This window comes from Actinotalea endophytica, assembly GCF_025717005.1.
Taxonomy (GTDB): domain Bacteria; phylum Actinomycetota; class Actinomycetes; order Actinomycetales; family Cellulomonadaceae; genus Actinotalea.
The window spans coordinates 1-16,609 of the sequence record NZ_JAOVZU010000013.1; the positions used below are offsets into that span (position 1 = coordinate 1).

The following is a 16,609-nucleotide window of genomic DNA, read 5'->3' on the forward strand; positions in this document are numbered from 1 at the left end:
GGTCACGCCGCAGATCGACCGCCATCCGGATCGCCCGCTCCCGGAGCTCCTCCGGGTACTTCCTCGGTGCTGCCATGACTCTCATCCTCCGTGGATTGAGAGCCTCTACGAAACCCGGGGCGGTTCACAGAGGGCCGCCACCGGAACGCCGGGGCGGGCTTCCGGCTGTGTCGTACGCCGTCAGTGAAGGTCCATGACGTCCGCCGCCGGCCCGCCCGCACGCAGGAGCGAGGCCATCGCATCCAGGGCAGGCCCCGCGTGGGTGTAGAAGCGGTAGTACCCGGCACACAGGTAGTTCAGCCCTGGTTCGCCTGCGGCGGTCGTGGTGAACCGATCCTTGGGGCAGCCGCCGTGGCACGCCCACCGCACCGGGCAGTCGAGGCACTGGCCGGGCAGCTCGGTGAGCTTGGACCCGCCGAACCGGCGCTGCTCAGGTGAGCCCAGCATGCTGCGGAACGAGTCCTCGGCCACGTTCCCGAGTCGGTACTCCGGCTCGACGTAGTGGTCACAGGAGTACACGTCGCCGTTGTGCTCGACCGCCAGCGCGGCGCCGCACTCGGGCGAGTGCACGCAGAGGCTGTAGTGCCCGAACAGGTTGCCGAGCGCCACGTCGACGTCCTGGACGAACACCGTGCCGACGTCGCGCGAGAGCCACTCGTCGAAGATCGCGACCAGGAACTCGCCGTACGCGGCCGGGTCGACCGACCGCGACGTCACGGCGTCGCCGCGCTGCTGGTAGAGCAGGGTGCGCGGGCCGTGCGCGCCCGGACGCCACCCCTGCTCGGCCAGCGGCAGCGAGTCCGCCGGCACGCGCTCGACGATCGGGATGAACTGCAGGTACCGCGCGCCGAGCTCGTCACGGAAGTAGCGGTACACCTCCAGCCCGTGCTCCTGGTTCGCGGCATGGACGGTGCACAGGATGTTCGTCTCCACGCCGTGCCGCTGCAGGACGTCCCAGCCGCGCAGCACCTGGTCGTGCGTGCCGCGGCCGGCCTTGTTCACCCGGTACGCGTCGTGCAGGTGCGCCGGGCCGTCCATCGACAGCCCGACCAGGAAGTGGTGCTCGGCCAGGAACGCGCCCCAGTCGTCGTCCAGCAGGGTGCCGTTGGTCTGGATCGCGTGATGCAGCTGCTGACCCGGTCGGGCGAGCTCGGCGGCCAGTGCCACGGCCCGCCGGAAGAACGCGAGCCCACGCATCGTCGGCTCGCCCCCTTGCCAGGCGATCTCCACCGGCCCGTCGGGCTGGGAGTCGAGCAGGTTGGCCAGGTAGGTCTCCAGGCCCTCCTCGCTCATCCGCTGGGAGTCGTGGTCGTACAGCAGCTCCTTGGACAGGAAGAAGCAGTACGTGCAGTCCAGGTTGCACGCCGCGCCCGTCGGCTTGGCCAGCACGCTGAACGGCAGCCGACGAGCCCCGGGCGGTGGAGCGGGCGCGCTCATCTGGACACCGCCATCACCAGAACCGCGGCGATCGCCACACCAGCAACCCCGCTGACGGCTACCGCGACCGCCGCCGGGAGCCGGCCGTCAGGTAGTCGGGGCTGCCCTGCGAGGAGCGCCGCGACGGCCGCCGCCGATCGCCGGTGCGCCGCGACCCCAAGAAGCCCCGCGGCCCCCAGCACGAGCACCGCGAGGACCACCCCGACCACCCCGACCAGCCCAGGGAGCACCTTCAGCCCGGCCACACCCGCGACCGCGAGCGACAGCGAGGTCCGGTTCCACGCGAGCGCGGTCCGCTCAGGCTGCAACCCCGGATCGAAGGTCATCCGCCATCTCCCACCATGACGCCCAGGACGGACAGGATCCCTACGATCAGCACCCCGACGGCCATCGGGAGGCCCAGTCGCGGCACGGGCAACGGGCGGCCGTGACGCATCGCCGTCTCGACGTGGGTCCAGTGCCACCATGCGACGACCGGCACGACCAGCCCCATACCGAGGAGCAGGAGCGAGGCCGCCAGGCGGAGCCCGGGGTGCAGCGGCAGACCCAACGCCTCGAGCGCGACACCGCCCGCGATCAGGGCCAGGGCCGTCCGTATCCATGCCAGCAGCGTGCGCTCGTTGGCCAGCGTGAACCGGGGATCCGGCTCCACGCCTGCGTCGTACACACGCCCCGGGAACCGACGCCTCACCGCTCCCGCTCCCGTGTCCGCGGCGGACCCACCGCTACCCACCGGCATCGGACCGAACCACCCTTCCCGCGCACCACCCGCCCGGAGATCACAACTAGCCCTTGATCTGCCTGCGGCTCTCGTTCGTGAGGTCACCGGGCCGGCGGAACTGCGAGGGGTGCGGCGCGTCGTGCAGGCGCTCCTGCTCGCGGCCCATCGCCTCGGTGAGACCGGCACGCACCGACGCGTAGGCCGGGTCGTCGGCGAGGTTGTTGAGCTCTGACGGGTCCTCGAGCAGGTCGTAGAGCTCCCACTCCCCCGGGTACTGGAAGACACCCGTCCCCGGCAACCCCAGGCCGTCGTTGTAGTAGTAGATCAGCTTGTAGCGCTCGGTCCGGTACCCGTAGTGCGCAGGGGCGTGATGGAAGACGTCGTCATGCTCCCAGTAGCGGTAGTAGATGCCCTCCCAGTCCGGCTGGGCGGCGACGTCGGCCGCGATGTCGCCGAAGAAGCTCCGGCCCTGCATCCGCTCGTGCGCCGGTACCCCGGCAGCCTCGAGGAAGGTCTGGGCGAAGTCCACGTTCGTCACCAGGCCGGAGTGCACCTGCCCGGGTGCGACACGCCGCGGGAAGCTCATCAGCATCGGCATCCGCAGCGACTCCTCGAACATGAACCGCTTGTCGAACCAACCGTGCTCACCAAGGAAGAACCCTTGGTCGGAGGCGTACATCAGCACGGTGTCATCGAACTCGCCGCGCTCCTCGAGCCAGTCGATCACGCGACCGACGTTCTCGTCGACGGCGTCGACGCACCGCAAGTAGTCCTCCATGAACCGCTGGTACTTCCACAGTGCCGCGTCCTCGTAGGACAGGCCCGATGGCGGTTCCTCCTTGAGGTCCTCGGTGTTGAGGTTCTCCGCGAGGCGCATGAGGGCGCGACGGACTGACGCCGACCGCGTCGAGTAGTCGTCGTCCCACGTGTCGGGGACCGGGATCGTTCCCGTGTAGTTGTCCTTGTGGCGCGGGTGGGGCTCCCAGGGGCGGTGCGGTGCCTTGTGGTAGATCAGCACGCACCACGGGTCATCGCCCTCGAGCGAGTCCACCCACCCGGTCGCCATGTCCGTGATCTTGTCGGTCGAGTACCCCTCGACGATGCGGTCCCCGCCCTCGTCGAGGAAGATCGCGTCCCAGTACTCGCCCTGGCCATCGTGCCCGATGAGGATGTCCCAGTAGTCGAAGGACTCCGGACGGTTCCCCTCGTGCTCCCCCATGTGCCACTTCCCGACGATCGCCGTCTTGTAGCCGGCCGCCTTGAGCTGGGAGACGAACGTCGGCTGCGTGGCATCGATCGGCGTGACCAGGGTCGTCACGCCGTTGACGTGCGAATAGGTGCCGGTCAGGATCGACGCGCGGCTCGGCGAGCACAGCGCGTTGGTGGCGAAACAGTTCTCGAAACGCACACCCCGCTCGCCGATCTCGTCGATCCGTGGCGTGCGGTTGTAGACCGATCCGTAGGCGCTGATCGCCTGCGAGCCGTGGTCGTCCGTGAGGATCATCACGATGTTCGGGCGGCGTGGATCCGTCAAGGAGCTGCTCCTTCGTGACGTAGGGCGATGCTCGGGCGGCATCCCCCCGGGAGAGGACGGTGCCAGAGCGCGTCAGGCATCGTCGGCCGCGCGATAGGTCGACTCGTCGAGACCGGACATCGTCGGGTCGTACTCGACGTCACCGATCTCGAACATCGTGGTCATCCAGTGGAAGAAGTTGTCCCCACGGTCACGAAGGAGGCGGTACAGGCGAGCCATCAGATCCCGACGGACCTCGGCGTGCTCCGGGTGACCGTAGACGTTGTGCAGCTCGTCCGGGTCGGCGCGGAGGTCGTACAGCTCGTTGACGGACTCCGGGTTGACCACCAGCTTGTAGCGGTCGGTCCGGAGCATTCGCTGGGGGTACGGGAAGTGGTGTCCGTGGAACTCGCCGACGATCTCCTGGCGCCAGTCCACCTCCTCGCCTCGGAGCAGCGGGACCAGGCTCACCGAGTCCACGGCATCACCCGTGGGAAGCCCGGCGAGCTCGAGGATCGTCGCGGTGCAGTCCATCAGGCTGACGAACTCGGAGCGCACCTGGGCCGGAGCCCCGGGCACCCGCACGATCCCGGGGGTGCGGTAGATGTCGTCGTACATCGCCGGCCCCTTGTCGTGCAGGCGGTGCGATCCCGTGAACTCGCCGTGGTCCGCGGTGAAGACCACGGCGGTGTCGTCGGCCAGGCCGAGGCGTTCCACGGCCGCCATCACACGCCCGATCTCATCGTCGATCAGCGCGACGTACCCCCGGTAGACCGCGAGCAGCTTTCGGGACACCTCCAGCGGCATGGTGTCGAACGTCCAGTGCGCGCTGTAGTTCGCCTGGACCGGCGGCTTGCCGGCGAAGGTCTCCTGGACCGAGGGTGGCAGCTCCACCTCGGTCGGGTCGACCAGGTCGAAGTACCTGTCGGGCAGCACGTACGGCAGGTGCGGGCCGAAGAAGTGCAGCGCGAGGAAGAACGGGCGCCGCCCGGCGCGGAAGTCCTCCCCGTAGCGCTCGAGCATCTCGATGGCCCTCGTGGCGAGGTAGTGCTCGAACGTCGCTTCGACGGGCTGGTCGAGACGGGCCGCCAACAGGTTGCCGGGTCCGCCGTTGGGCAGTACCCCGCGGATCTGGTCATGGACCCTGTAGGGCGGGTACCCGTGCTCGTCAAGGTAGGCGAGGTAGTCGGGATGGTCGACGGGGTTGTGCCAACCGGCAAGGCTGGGACCGTCGAAGCCGAACGTCGCTGCGGTCTTCTCCGTCCCCGCGTGCCACTTGCCGATGAGCCCACAGTTGTAGCCGGCCGCACGCAACGGCTGCGAGAACGCCCACTGCCCGTCCGGGAGGTCCTCGAGATAGCCGACGTTGCGCTCGTAGTTCGCCAGGAGCCTGTGCCGGAAGGGTGCACTCCCCGTCAGCAGGCTCGCCCTGGCCGGCGTGCAGATGGCCGTCGGGGTGTACCAGTGGTCGAACCGGGTCCCGGCACTCGCAAGCGCGTCGAGCGCGGGGGTCAGAGCCGGGGTGGCGCCGTAGGCGCCGAGGGTGTCCGCCCGATGCTGGTCGGTCATCAGGAAGAGGATGTTCTGTGCCATAGCGTGTTGTCTCCCTCGGCGCCTACGGTCTGCTCAGCGTCCGGCGCTGGGTCTAGTTGCCTGCCTCGGCGAACATGTCACCGAGGTAGTAGGTGGCGGGGTCCCCGTTGGCCTCGAGCTTGCCCGCCGAGACGAAGAAGTCACCCATGTTCGACAGCCAGGTGTCGATGAGGCCGTTCTCGGTCCACTCGGTGACCTCGTCCACGGTCAGGATCTGCTGGTTGGCCGCGTCGGCGCTGACGTCAGCGGCATCCAGCCCGAGCATGTCGGCGGTGAGCTGGATCGCCTCCTCCGGGTTGTCGGTGCGCCACTGCATGGCCTCCTTGAGAGCCGCGAGCACCGCTTCGACCGTCGCGGGGTCATCGGCAACCAGGTCGTTGCCCACCACGAAGGCCGTCGGGAAGGCCATGGTGTCGATGAAGTCCGCGTTCTTCGCGAGCTCGACGAGGTCGGGCACCTGCTCCTTGATGGTCGCGATCGCGGGGTACCAGTAAGCGGCCGCGTCGACCTGGCCGGACGCGAACGCCGTCACGATCGCAGCAGCGTCCATCGGGACTGCTTCGATGTCGTCCTTCGTCATGCCGTTCGCCTCGAGCGCGAGTGTCAGGATCATGTCGCCGCTGGTGCCCTCGGGGTAGGCGACGGACTTGCCCTCGAGGTCTGCGATCGACGTGATCCCGGGCTGGGCGATGACTCGGTCCGCGCCGCCGACCGTGTTGATCATGGCGATGGAGACCTCGCCCGACATCGGCAACCAGAACGCGCCGGGGCCGATGTAGCCGAAGTCGAGGTCGCCGGTGCCGATCGCCTGGATCTGCAGCGGCCCATTGGTGAAGACAGGGGTCTGAACGTCCAGGTTGTACTCGTCCCAGATCCCCTGGTCCGCGGCGATGGCCAGGAGCGAGGCTCCGTTGAAGTCGGCGATGTAGCCGAAGTTCACCTTCGTCGGCTCGGTCGCACCTGCCGCGGTCCCGGCCGCCGAGCTCCCCTCCGTGGAGCCGTCGCCGGAACCGCCGCATCCGGCGAGCATCAGTGCGACCGCAGTCGCGGCGACGACGCCGAGGCGCCGACGCAGTGGGAGTGCGAGAGACATCGTCGTTCTCCTCATCCTCTTCCTATGGTGGTCACCCCGAGCGGGGCAGTTCCGTTCACGTCTGCTGCGCCGCCGGCGCGGGCGCTCAGTGCTCCCCCGGCTCCGACTGGTGGTAGACGGCGGTCCAGACGCGGTTGCGCAGCTCGGAGAACTCCGGCGAGAGCCGGACCTCCTCGGTGCGCGGGTAGGGCAGGTCCACATCGATGACCTCGAAGATGCGGCCCGGTCTCGCGGCCATCACCACGACGCGGTTGCCGAGAATCACGGCTTCGTCGACGTCGTGCGTGATGAACATGACGGTGCGCTTCTCAGCGCTCCACGTGTCGAGCAGCTGTTCCTGAAGCTTCACGCGGGTCAGGGCGTCGAGGGCACCGAAGGGCTCGTCCATGAGCAGGATCTCGGGGTTGACGGCGTACGCGCGTGCGATGGCGCACCGCTGCTTCATGCCGCCCGAAAGCATCTTGGGCAACGCGTCAGCGAACTGGTCGAGGCCGACGAGGCTGATGAAGTGCTCGGCGCGCTCGCGGCGTTCAGCCTTGCCGACCCCCGCCGTCTTGAGGCCGAACTCGACGTTCTTGCGCACGGTGAGCCACGGGAAGAGCGCGTACTGCTGGAAGATCACACCCCGCTCCGGGCCCGGCCCGTTGACGGCAGCGCCGCCGACGAGGGCCTCGCCGGACGTCGGGCTGTCGAGCCCGGCGAGGATGTTCAGCAGCGTGGACTTCCCACAGCCGGACGGTCCTACGACTGTGACGAACTCGTTGTCGGCGATCTCGAGATCCACGCCGTTGAGAGCGACGAACTCCTCGCCCTTGAGCGGGAAGACCTTACGGACTCCCCGCACGGAGATCCTTGGAGCCGTGCCGGTCTGCTCAGTCATCGCCGCTCCTGCCATCCGGTGAGCTTCTCCTCCGCGGCCAGCAGCAACCGGTCCATGATCAGACCGAGCACACCGATCAGCACGATGCCGACGAAGATCGTCGGGAGGTCGTAGTAGATCTGGGCGAACTGCATCCGGTGGCCGATGCCCGCCTGCGCGGCGAGGAGCTCGGCGGCCACCAGGGTCGCCCACGCAGAGCCGAGACCCACCCGCATCCCCACCAAGATGAAGGGGGTCGAGGCCGGCACGACGACTCGCGAGAAGATGATCCAGTCGTTGGCCCCGAGCACCCGCGCCGCATTGATGAGCGTGCGGTCGACGCTGACGACGCCTTGGTAGGTGGAGATGACCGAGGCGAGGAACGCCGCCAGGAAGATGACGAAGATCTTCGGCGTCTCACCGATCCCCATGAGAACCAGGACGAGCGGTAGCAGGGCCAGAGGCGGGATGGTCCGGAAGAACTGGATCCACGGCTCGAAGATGCCGCGCGCAACCACGTACCAGCCCATCAGGAAGCCCGTGGGCACCGCCGCCGCCGTGCCGAGGAGGAATCCGCTCAGCACCCGGCCGAGCGAGGCCATCACGTCCTCCTGCAGCAGCCCCTTCTGCCACAGGTCGACCGCCGCCTCGACGACCTCGGGCGGGGTCGGGAAGTTGAAGCCGTGCTCGGCCAGGTACCACCAGAGGGCGATGCCTCCCACCACGGAGGCGATGTTGAGGACGACGAGCCGCGCACTGGGTGATATGCCGCGTCGTGTCGTCAGGCTGGCGGTTGCCATCAGGCTCCCATCCTCGGGTGCACCGATCTGTGCACGGGTTGACTCCCGGCCGCGGGCAGCAGGTCGGTGCGGTAGAGCGCCGCGATGGCGCCATGGGCGCCACCGACATCGCCGAGGTGTGCGCCCCTGACGTTCGGTACGGTCTCGGCGATCGGCGAGAGCTCGAACTTGAGGGTCTGGGCGACCGCCTCGATGATCGCGGGGGCCACTCGGCCGGCCTGGCCCGCGACGACGACCTCGCTCGGGTTCACGACCATGGCGACACCGGCGAGGACGCGCCCGATCGTCGTGCCGACACTTCGGAGCACTCGATCGACCGCCGGGTTCCCCGACTCGACCGCTGCAGCGAGATCGTCGATGCTCGCGACGTTCGCTCCTGCGGCGCGACAGCTCTCGAGGATCGCCGGGAGCGAAGCGACCGTCTCGAGGCATCCGGTCTTGCCACAGCGGCACACCGCGCCATCCGGGGCCACGCTGACGTGCCCGAACTCACCCGCCAAGCCGGCCGACCCGGAGACGAGGTGCCCGTCCACGATCACCGCGCCCCCCACCCCGTCGCCGATGCGCAGGTACAGGAGGTCCCGCACGTTCTCGGCCCCCGCAAGGATCGCCTCGGCCAGGCCGGCGAAGCGCGTGTTGTTCTTGACCAGGACGGACACACCGAACCGCTCGAGGAAGGCATCCTCGACCCCGGGAGGAACTCGCGGGGCGAACGCCTGCGAACCTGGAGACCTCGGCGGCGGATAGGGGCCGGGCACTCCGATCCCGACGCCCTGGATGGCGTCGAGGTGCGTCCCGGTCCTCCTGGCCTCGCGCTCGATGAGATCGATCGCGGCGGCGATTCGCTCTGGCCACGGCGTCTCGGCGCTGTACGTGGCGGTGCCCGATGCGACGATGGCGTGCGACGCGTCCGCGATGGCCACGTGTACCCGTTGATGCCCGAAGTCCACACCGACGAACTGCCCCGCGGCCGGGTCGAGCGCGAGGTACTCGGCCGGTCTGCCACTGCCGAGGCGGGTGTCCGCATCTGTGGCAGCGACAACGATCGCACCGCGGGCGAGCAGGTCGGCGGCGATCTCCGACGTAGTCGTGCGCGACAGCCCGACCTGCTGGGCGATCTGCGCCCGGGACATCGCGCCTCGCTCGCCGAGTGCGGCGAGAACGCGCGCCTCATGGGTGCGACGCAGCTGCGCGTGGATCCCGGTCGACTCTGACATGTGATGGAACGTACGGAGGCCACATTCTTCCGTCAAGAGTCCGGCATAATTCCCTTTTCCTTCTACCGGACTCTGGCCGAATGGGGTCGCGGGTCACCGCCGTGAGACCCATCCCTTCGCTTCGGGCGGCGGCAGCTGCCGACACCGACGTCGCGGCGCACGCGACGCCGTGGGCGATCTCGAGCAGACGCGTGCGCTGCAGGCCATGCGCCCGGGCCAGCGGGCCCCTGGTCAGCGGGCGTCCAGCTCCCGCGGCTCGGCGATCACGTCGACCAGCGCACCGTTGCGCCAGACCGTGATCTCCACCGGCCGGCCGATCGCACCCTCGACCATCAGCTTCTGAATCTGCGTGGTGGTCGTGATCGTCCCGCCTGCGATGGCCACCACCAGGTCGCCGCGGCGCAGCCCGGCCTGCGCTGCGGGGCTGCCCGGGACCACCTGGGCGACCTGCACACCGGTCGGCCGCCCGAGCCTCGCGGCCAGCGGTGCCGGCAGGTGGGTGGGCGTGCCTGCGATCCCGAGCCAGGCCCGCCGCACGGAGCCGTGGCTGATCAGGGTGGTGATGATCTCCCGCGTGGTGTCGTTGATCGGCACGGCCAGGCCGAGGCCGACACCGGCCACAGCCGTGCTCACCCCGACCATCCTCCCGAGGCTGTCCGCGAGCACCCCGCCGCTGTTGCCCGGGTTGAGCGCCGCGTCCGTCTGGATCACCTCGTCGACCACCCGGCCGGCACGGGTCGGCAGGGATCGCCCGAGCGCCGAGACGATCCCGGCCGTCACGCTGCCGGCGAGCCCGAGGGGGTTGCCCAGCGCGATGACGAGCTGACCCACCCGGAGACCGGAGGCATCACCCATCGGCACGGGCGCGGGGACGTCGCCGCGGGCCAGCAGCACCGCGAGATCGGACAGCGGGTCCCGACCCACCACGTCCGCGACGGTCTCCGTCGCGTCGGAGAGGGTGGCCGTCGCGCGGTCGGCGCCCTCGACCACGTGCGCGCTGGTCAGCAGGTAGCCGTCGGTGGTGAGCACGCTCGCGCTCCCCGCGCCGGCGCCCCGGGCGGTGCGCACCTCGAGGCTCGCGACACTGGGCAGCACAGTCTCCGCGACCCGCACGACCGCAGCCGAATAGGCGTCCAGGGGCTGCTCCACACCTCATCCAACGTCGCAGCACCCACGCCCGACCACCGCGTTCACCCAGAGCGCACGAGAGCCACGGGTCGGGTGCTCCCGGACGCTCGGCGCCCGCTCCGAGTCGAGGATCACGTGGGGCTGACGGCCTCCGGCCCGTCTGCAGACATGCGTCACGGTTTCTGTGACGCAGGTCACACACATCGTTGACACGTGCACAGGGCGGTCCTAGGTTCGAGGGCGTCGCGCCGCAAGGGCGCCGCGCGACGGTGACGAGCGACCCGGTCCACGGCGCGGCATCGTTCACCAGCGGATGGAGTTTCGATGAAGAGACTGCGCACTCCGGTCATCGCACTCGTCGTCCCGGTCCTGCTCGCACTGACCGCGGGCCAGGCCCAGGCGACGCGGCCACCGGTCACGAACCCGTCGAGCGCCACGTTCACCATGAACGCCGAGGTGCTCGACGGCGGGCAGCAGATCGTGTCCCTGACGATCGACACCAAGCGATTCGGGGTGAAGCGCTCGAGCGTGTCGACCGACACGTTCAGCGTGCACGCCACGGGGGTCAACCCGTACACCTCGCTCGACCCGAGCACGGTGTTCGGAACCTTCGACGTCGACCGCGAGGTCACCGGGGCCCACGTCGACCGCGCCGGCCGGATCGTCCTCGACCTCGCGTACGGGTTCGGCACTCCCGGCGCCTCGACGTTCGCATGGGCCAACAGCATCGGTCGCAACATCATGCTCGACCTGACGTACACGATCACCCAGAACGAGCCGATCACCGTGCGCGGCGACCGCTCGTTCACCTTCGCCGCGCTCGAGCAGGGCGACGTGGTCGACCGGGAGGTCGACGCGTTCGCCGCCGGCGAGTCGAACGGGCTGAGCTACCGGCTCTACAGCCCGCGGCGCAGCAGCGACCGGCCGCTGATCGTGTGGCTGCACGGTGGCGGCGAGGGCGGCTGGGCCGAGGCCCAGGACAACGACCTGCCGCTGATCGCCAACCGCGGCGCCCTCGGGTTCGCCACGCCAGAGGCCCAGCGGATCTTCCGCGGCGCCTACGTGCTCGCCCCGCAGGCGACGGACTACTGGCTCAACGACCCCGTGATGGGGTACTCCGCCCAGCTCAAGGCGCTGATCGACGACGTCGTGGCCACCCACGACATCGACCCCGACCGGATCTACGTGGTCGGTGCGTCCAACGGCGGGTACATGGCGCCGCGCCTCGCGGTCGACTACCCGGACTACTTCGCGGCCGTCGTGCCGATCTGCCCGGCGCTCGTCTTCGGGACCACGACCATGATCTCGGACGCGGAGCTCGCGACGCTGTCCTCGACGCCCACCTGGATCGTCCAGGCGGTGAACGACCCGGTTCTCCCGTTCGCCGCGAACGGCCAGCACATGGCCGACGTCATCGACGGCTCGATCCTGTCCGCCTACCCGGACGTCACCTGGGACGGCGTCACCTACCTCGGCCACTGGTCGTGGATCTACGTCGCCCGCAACGACCCGGTCGACGACGCGGGCGTGCACATCTGGCAGTGGATGGCGGCCCAGTCGCTCGACTGAGCTCGCAACCCTGCCGGCAGGCTCCGGCGCGGCGTCCTCGTGGCGCCGTGCCGGAGCCGTCTCACACGTTCGTGTCCCGGCGCACGAAGCCCGCGATCCCCGCGGTCGCGGCCAGGGCGCCGAGCACGACCAGCGCGGCCATTCCGACCCAGTCCGCGCCGTTCAGCAGCGGGCGGTCGCCGACGTACCACCAGTACGGCGAGAGGTTCGTCATCCAGTCGAGCTCTGCGAGCGGGCCCAGGTACGCGAGCAGGTACGACGCGACGGCCAGGCCGCTCCCGGCCGCGAGGGCGTGGGCGCGCCGACCGGTGATCGCCCCGATCGCGTAGGTGACCGTCCCGATCGCGCCCGCGAACAGCCACAGGGCGACAGTCGCGGCGACCAGGTGCCCGACGGGGATCTCCAGCGAGAGGACGGGGTCCAGCACACCGACGACCAGCAGCACACCCCCGGCCGGACCGAGAAGGAAGACCCACAGGGTCGCGATCCGGTGCCAGTAGACCGCGCCGCGGCTCACCGGCGCGGCGAGCTCGAGCTCGAGAAGACCGCGTTCCTCCTCGCCGGCGATCAGCCGCGCGCCGGCGCCGATCCCGCAGGTCAGCGTGAGCACCGCACCCACCAGCGAGAAGACCGTGGCGTTCACGTACCCGGCACCCGAGGTGAACGCGTCCCAGCCGAGCGCGACCAGCACCGCGTCCGGGAAGGACTCCAGCATCCCCTCGATCTGCATGCCCCCGATGACCGGGTAGAACGCGGTGTACATCGCGGCGACCGCGGCGATCGCTACGGTCCACCAGAGCATGGCCCGCCGCCTGGTCCCGAGCAGGTACGCGGTCACCGGTAGAACTCCATGAACAGGTCCTCCAGCTCGCGGTCCTGCGCGCGGAGGTGGACGACGTGCCACGGCGTCACGGCGCGCAGCAGCGGATCCGCCTCGCCGTGCAGCAGCAGCCGAGCCGTGGTGCCGGTCACCTCGACGTCCGTCACGCCCGGCACAGCCAGCACGTCCGCGGGCACGGGCGCCGCGAACGTGATCTCGACCTCCTGACCCGCCCGCCTGCGCAGCGTGTCGACGTCGTCGACGTCCACCACCACACCGGCGCGCACGATCGCGACCCGTGTGGTCAGGGTCTCGACCTCGGCGAGCACGTGCGAGGAGAGGAACACCGTGGCGCCGTCGGCGACGCGCTCGCGCACCAGGGCCCGGAACTCCTGCTGCAGCAGCGGGTCCAGGCCGGACGTGGGCTCGTCGAGCACGTACAGCTCGGGCTCGTGCATGAAGGCCTGGACGAGGGCGACCTTCTGCTTGTTGCCGCGGGACAGCGTCGCCATCGAGCGCGACAGGTCCAGACCGAACCGGGCCGCCAGCGGTCCGGGATCCACTCGGCCGCGCAGACGGCCCAGGTAGCCGAGGTACTCCCCCGCCGTGACGTCCGGGAGCGCCGGCTCACCCGGGAGGTACCCGATCCGGCGTCTCAGGTCGGCCGCACCGCGCGGCGACCGCCCGAACACCTCGACCACGCCCGACGTCGGGCGGATGAGGTCGAGGACGAGCCGGATGGTCGTCGTCTTCCCGGCGCCGTTGGGGCCGAGGAACCCGGTCACGCTGCCGGACTCGACCTCGAGGTCCAGGCCCCGGAGCGCCTCGACCGAGCCGTAGTGCTTCACCAGGCCGCGCGTCGCGATCGCGAGCATGCCTCCTGTCTAGCAGGTCGTGTGCGCCGTGGAGGCACCCTTGCCCGCGAGGTGCACGTGGAGCACGCTGGCGGGCATGGAGATCGTCGAGGTCCCGCAACAGCTGCTCGCAGTCATCACCGGCGAGGTCCCGGCCCCTGAGCTTCCCGCGTTCTTCGACCGGGCCTTCCACGAGCTCGGCGAGCTCATCAGCGCCGGACAGCTCGAGCCCGTCGGCCCGCCACTGGCCCGGTACCCGAGCATGCCGACCGACACGGTCCTCGTCGAGGTCGGTTTCCCGGTCGCCGCCCCCACCACCTCCGAGCGCGTCGAGTCCCGGGTCCTCGACGCGTGCCGCGCCGCGCACACCGTCCACCGGGGCGACTACGCGGGCCTCGCCGACGCCTGGCAGGCCCTGATGGAGTGGAGCGCCGAGCGCGGCCTGTCACCGCGGGGACCGTTCTGGGAGGTCTACGTGACCGACCCGTCCCAGGGCGAACCCGTCACGGAGCTGTACCAGCCCGTCGGCTGAGGTTGCCGCTCACCCGGGACGCTCGGTCCCGTCGCGGGAGGCCTCCCGCCGCCGGGCCCGCGCGGGACCCCAGGGCACGGCCCGGGGCCCGCCCCGGCGCACCGGGGCCCGGCGGTACCGCTCGGTCGCCCGGGCCATCTTGCGCTCGCGGTAGAGCCGTCGGGCCCAGAAGGACTCGGGCCTGGCCAGCCGGACCGCGCCGACCAGGGCGATGCCGGGCAGCGGCAGGCCGACCAGGCCCATGACGACCTTGCCCTTCAGCAAGCACGTCACGGTCGTCGCGGTGTGGATGACGATGCCGACCGCGACGACGCCCCACCCGGTCTCCGCGACGTCCGACGAGCCCACGCCGACCGGCGACGTCCCGGCCAGGAGAGCCGCGCCGACCACGACGGCGATGAGCACGGCGTCGATCGACTTGCGCCCCTCCTCGGTCCAGTACACGTCCTCGAGGTGGAGCCAGAGCGCGAACTCGTCCAGCGCGAGGGCCGCGCCGGCGCCGAACAGCAGGGCGAGGACCTCCAGCCACGGCGACCCGGGACGGAAGCGCAGCTCGAGCACGCCGGTGAGCAGCACGAGCAGGATGCCCCACACCTGGTGGTGCACGTGCACACCGCCGATGTGCACGTCCTTGATCGCCGAGCCGCTGCCGCCACCGCGGGCCGCCCGGCGCCGGATCGTGACCGTGACCCAGCGAGTGACGCCGAACGTCACCACGAACCCGAGGAGGAGCCAGATCGTCGCCGCCCGGCCGGAGTCGACCAGGTCCGTGTACCAGGCGCCCGCCATCGGCGCCCCGTGCTCGATCACGCCCACGCCCTGGCCTCCGGTCCCCGGTACGTGCAGGAGACCCACCATGGCGCGAACGGCGGGCCGTTGCCAGCCCGCCGTCCACGGTCACAGCACGGAGCGGTACAGCTCCTCGAGCTCGGCCACCGACGCCGACCGCGGGTTGCCACCCGCACACACGTCGTCGAACGCGGCCTGGGCCAGCGGGGCGAGGTCGGCCTCGCTCGCGCCGATCGCGGAGATCCTGGTCGGGTTGCCCAGGTCGACCGTGAGCTGCGCGACCGCGTCCACCGCGGCCTTGCGGACCTCGTCAAGCGGCATCGCCGCTGCGCCCGGCACCCCGAAGGCCAGCGCGATGTCCCGGTACTTCTCACCGGACGCCGCGGCGTTGAAGGCCATCACCGGTGCGAGCAGGATGCCGTTCGCGAGCCCGTGCGGCGCCGAGAAGAACGCGCCGAGCGGGTGCGCCATCGCGTGCACCAGTCCCAGGCCGACGTTGGAATAGCCCATCCCGGCCACGTACTGGGCCAGCGCCATCCGCTCCATGGCCTGCTCGTCGCCGTCCGCCGCCGCGCGCAGCGACGAGGCGATCACCTGGATCGCCTTGAGGTGGAACAGGTCGGAGAGCTCCCACGCGCCCGCCGTGATGTAGCCCTCGATCGCGTGCGTCAGCGCATCCAGGCCGGTAGCGACCTTCAGCGCGCGCGGGGCGGTGGCCATCATCTCGGAGTCCACGACCGCGAGGACGGGGATGTCGTGCGGGTCGACGCAGACGAACTTGCGGCGGTTCTCCACGTCGGTGATCACGTAGTTGATCGTCGTCTCCGAGGCCGTGCCGGCCGTCGTCGGCACGGCCACGATCGGGACGCTGGGGTTCTTCGTCGGCGCCACGCCCTCGAGCGAACGGACGTCGGAGAACTCGGGGTTGGCGACGATGATGCCGATCGCCTTGCAGGTGTCCTGCGGCGAGCCGCCGCCGATCGCGACGAGCACGTCCGCGCCGCTCGCCCGGAACGCGGCCACGCCCGCCAGGACGTTCTCGATCGGCGGGTTGGGCGCCACGTCGGTGTACAGCTCGTAGGCGAAGCCCGCCTCGTCGAGCAGCGCCGTCACCTTGGTGGTGACGCCGGTCTCGACGAGCACGGCGTCGCTCACGACGAGCGCCTTGGAGAAGCCTCGCGAGGTCAGCTCACCCGGGATCACCGAGATCGAGCCGGCCCCGAAGTACGCCATCTGGTTCCACACCATGCGATGCGCCACGAGCATGATCCTTTCATCGGGATGAATCGATTCACAGAGTAGTGATCGCACCAATGGGATCAGCGGGCTCAAGGTCCTGCGCCGGAAGGTGACGCGGCGCCGCCGCGCGCGGCCGAACGGTCGCCCTACCGCCCGGTCTCCGACCACCCGTACCGCGGGCCCGGCTGCGACGGTGGGAAGGCCAGCGCCTGGGGGTGCCAGACGGGCATCGGGATCGGCTCCCTCGGGGCGGCAGCCAGCACGGCCGGCTCGGGCGGGTCGTCCACCGCGCGGCCCCGGCCCGCGAGCACGAGCCAGACCGCGCAGACGACCGCGGCCAGCCACAGGAGCCCGGTCACCGCGGCCAGCCAGAGCGTCGTCGCGTCGATGTCGCACCTCCGACGTGTCACCCGGATGGAGCAGTCCTTGTCCCGATCGTGACACA

Annotated in this window: 17 protein-coding genes; 2 read left to right on the plus strand and 15 right to left on the minus strand. The window is 70.3% G+C overall.

All coding sequences use genetic code 11. The annotated features are described in order from the left end of the window. Nucleotides 1–180: 180 nt before the first annotated feature. From OEB99_RS18290 to OEB99_RS18335, 10 genes are all read right to left on the minus strand, one after another. Complete coding sequence (locus tag OEB99_RS18290) at nucleotides 181–1,437, minus strand: anaerobic sulfatase maturase (RefSeq protein ID WP_263578739.1); 1,257 nt, start codon at nucleotides 1,435–1,437, stop codon at nucleotides 181–183. Further along, complete coding sequence (locus tag OEB99_RS18295; RefSeq protein WP_263578740.1) at nucleotides 1,434–1,763, minus strand: DUF202 domain-containing protein; 330 nt, start codon at nucleotides 1,761–1,763, stop codon at nucleotides 1,434–1,436. The genes OEB99_RS18290 and OEB99_RS18295 overlap by 4 nt, the downstream gene beginning before the upstream one ends. Next, on the minus strand, nucleotides 1,760–2,176 hold the full coding sequence (locus OEB99_RS18300; RefSeq protein WP_263578741.1) for a YidH family protein: 417 nt from the start codon (nucleotides 2,174–2,176) through the stop codon (nucleotides 1,760–1,762). The genes OEB99_RS18295 and OEB99_RS18300 overlap by 4 nt, the downstream gene beginning before the upstream one ends. Before the next feature lie 46 nt (nucleotides 2,177–2,222). Next, complete coding sequence (locus OEB99_RS18305) at nucleotides 2,223–3,692, minus strand: sulfatase family protein (RefSeq protein ID WP_263578742.1); 1,470 nt, start codon at nucleotides 3,690–3,692, stop codon at nucleotides 2,223–2,225. A 72-nt stretch (nucleotides 3,693–3,764) separates the two neighbouring features. Then, nucleotides 3,765–5,264, minus strand: coding sequence for a sulfatase family protein (locus tag OEB99_RS18310; protein WP_263578743.1), 1,500 nt, complete (start codon nucleotides 5,262–5,264; stop codon nucleotides 3,765–3,767). A gap of 52 nt (nucleotides 5,265–5,316) precedes the next feature. Then, complete coding sequence (locus OEB99_RS18315; protein WP_263578744.1) at nucleotides 5,317–6,357, minus strand: aliphatic sulfonate ABC transporter substrate-binding protein; 1,041 nt, start codon at nucleotides 6,355–6,357, stop codon at nucleotides 5,317–5,319. Between the two features lie 85 nt (nucleotides 6,358–6,442). Continuing rightward, entirely contained in the window at nucleotides 6,443–7,237 is a 795-nt protein-coding gene (locus tag OEB99_RS18320) for an ABC transporter ATP-binding protein (RefSeq protein WP_263578745.1), read from the minus strand. After that, the gene (locus OEB99_RS18325; protein WP_263578746.1) at nucleotides 7,234–8,016 is read right to left on the minus strand and encodes an ABC transporter permease; all 783 of its coding nucleotides are present in this window, start codon (nucleotides 8,014–8,016) and stop codon (nucleotides 7,234–7,236) included. The genes OEB99_RS18320 and OEB99_RS18325 overlap by 4 nt, the downstream gene beginning before the upstream one ends. After that, nucleotides 8,016–9,233, minus strand: a complete 1,218-nt coding sequence (locus tag OEB99_RS18330) for an ROK family transcriptional regulator (RefSeq protein WP_263578747.1) — start codon at nucleotides 9,231–9,233, stop codon at nucleotides 8,016–8,018. The genes OEB99_RS18325 and OEB99_RS18330 overlap by 1 nt, the downstream gene beginning before the upstream one ends. Before the next feature lie 231 nt (nucleotides 9,234–9,464). Continuing rightward, nucleotides 9,465–10,382 (minus strand): S1C family serine protease, encoded by a 918-nt coding sequence (locus OEB99_RS18335; RefSeq protein ID WP_263578748.1) that lies wholly within the window; start codon nucleotides 10,380–10,382, stop codon nucleotides 9,465–9,467. A gap of 303 nt (nucleotides 10,383–10,685) precedes the next feature. On the opposite strand from OEB99_RS18335, the gene OEB99_RS18340 reads away from it, so the two are divergent. After that, nucleotides 10,686–11,930 carry a PHB depolymerase family esterase gene (locus OEB99_RS18340; protein WP_263578749.1) on the plus strand — a complete coding sequence of 415 codons (1,245 nt, stop codon included), beginning with the start codon at nucleotides 10,686–10,688 and terminating at the stop codon, nucleotides 11,928–11,930. Nucleotides 11,931–11,991: 61 nt separating this feature from the next. On the opposite strand, the gene OEB99_RS18345 is transcribed toward OEB99_RS18340, so the two are convergent. Both OEB99_RS18345 and OEB99_RS18350 read right to left on the minus strand, forming a co-directional pair. After that, nucleotides 11,992–12,768 carry an ABC transporter permease subunit gene (locus OEB99_RS18345; RefSeq protein ID WP_263578750.1) on the minus strand — a complete coding sequence of 259 codons (777 nt, stop codon included), beginning with the start codon at nucleotides 12,766–12,768 and terminating at the stop codon, nucleotides 11,992–11,994. Further along, the gene (locus OEB99_RS18350) at nucleotides 12,765–13,625 is read right to left on the minus strand and encodes an ABC transporter ATP-binding protein (RefSeq protein WP_263578751.1); all 861 of its coding nucleotides are present in this window, start codon (nucleotides 13,623–13,625) and stop codon (nucleotides 12,765–12,767) included. The genes OEB99_RS18345 and OEB99_RS18350 overlap by 4 nt, the downstream gene beginning before the upstream one ends. Nucleotides 13,626–13,701: 76 nt before the next feature. Here OEB99_RS18350 and OEB99_RS18355 point away from each other — a divergent pair, with 76 nt between their 5' ends. Next, nucleotides 13,702–14,136, plus strand: coding sequence for a GyrI-like domain-containing protein (locus OEB99_RS18355; protein WP_263578752.1), 435 nt, complete (start codon nucleotides 13,702–13,704; stop codon nucleotides 14,134–14,136). Between the two features lie 9 nt (nucleotides 14,137–14,145). On the opposite strand, the gene OEB99_RS18360 is transcribed toward OEB99_RS18355, so the two are convergent. The 3 genes from OEB99_RS18360 to OEB99_RS18370 all read right to left on the minus strand — a co-directional run bounded on the left by OEB99_RS18360 (nucleotide 14,146) and on the right by OEB99_RS18370 (nucleotide 16,574). Continuing rightward, entirely contained in the window at nucleotides 14,146–14,946 is an 801-nt protein-coding gene (locus OEB99_RS18360; protein ID WP_263578753.1) for a hypothetical protein, read from the minus strand. A gap of 87 nt (nucleotides 14,947–15,033) precedes the next feature. Further along, nucleotides 15,034–16,185 carry a lactaldehyde reductase gene (gene fucO / locus OEB99_RS18365; RefSeq protein WP_263578754.1) on the minus strand — a complete coding sequence of 384 codons (1,152 nt, stop codon included), beginning with the start codon at nucleotides 16,183–16,185 and terminating at the stop codon, nucleotides 15,034–15,036. Between the two features lie 125 nt (nucleotides 16,186–16,310). Further along, nucleotides 16,311–16,574 carry a hypothetical protein gene (locus OEB99_RS18370; RefSeq protein ID WP_263578755.1) on the minus strand — a complete coding sequence of 88 codons (264 nt, stop codon included), beginning with the start codon at nucleotides 16,572–16,574 and terminating at the stop codon, nucleotides 16,311–16,313. Between the last annotated feature and the right edge of the window lie 35 nt (nucleotides 16,575–16,609).

Coding starts and splice junctions, on each gene's coding strand:
- OEB99_RS18325 (WP_263578746.1), bottom strand. CDS start 8,016: ATGGCAACCGCCAGCCTGACGACACGACGCGGCATATCACCCAGTGCG.
- OEB99_RS18295 (WP_263578740.1), bottom strand. CDS start 1,763: ATGACCTTCGATCCGGGGTTGCAGCCTGAGCGGACCGCGCTCGCGTGG.
- OEB99_RS18350 (WP_263578751.1), bottom strand. CDS start 13,625: ATGCTCGCGATCGCGACGCGCGGCCTGGTGAAGCACTACGGCTCGGTC.
- OEB99_RS18300 (WP_263578741.1), bottom strand. CDS start 2,176: ATGCCGGTGGGTAGCGGTGGGTCCGCCGCGGACACGGGAGCGGGAGCG.
- OEB99_RS18330 (WP_263578747.1), bottom strand. CDS start 9,233: ATGTCAGAGTCGACCGGGATCCACGCGCAGCTGCGTCGCACCCATGAG.
- OEB99_RS18320 (WP_263578745.1), bottom strand. CDS start 7,237: ATGACTGAGCAGACCGGCACGGCTCCAAGGATCTCCGTGCGGGGAGTC.
- OEB99_RS18340 (WP_263578749.1), top strand. CDS start 10,686: ATGAAGAGACTGCGCACTCCGGTCATCGCACTCGTCGTCCCGGTCCTG.
- OEB99_RS18315 (WP_263578744.1), bottom strand. CDS start 6,357: ATGTCTCTCGCACTCCCACTGCGTCGGCGCCTCGGCGTCGTCGCCGCG.
- OEB99_RS18310 (WP_263578743.1), bottom strand. CDS start 5,264: ATGGCACAGAACATCCTCTTCCTGATGACCGACCAGCATCGGGCGGAC.
- OEB99_RS18290 (WP_263578739.1), bottom strand. CDS start 1,437: ATGAGCGCGCCCGCTCCACCGCCCGGGGCTCGTCGGCTGCCGTTCAGC.
- OEB99_RS18355 (WP_263578752.1), top strand. CDS start 13,702: ATGGAGATCGTCGAGGTCCCGCAACAGCTGCTCGCAGTCATCACCGGC.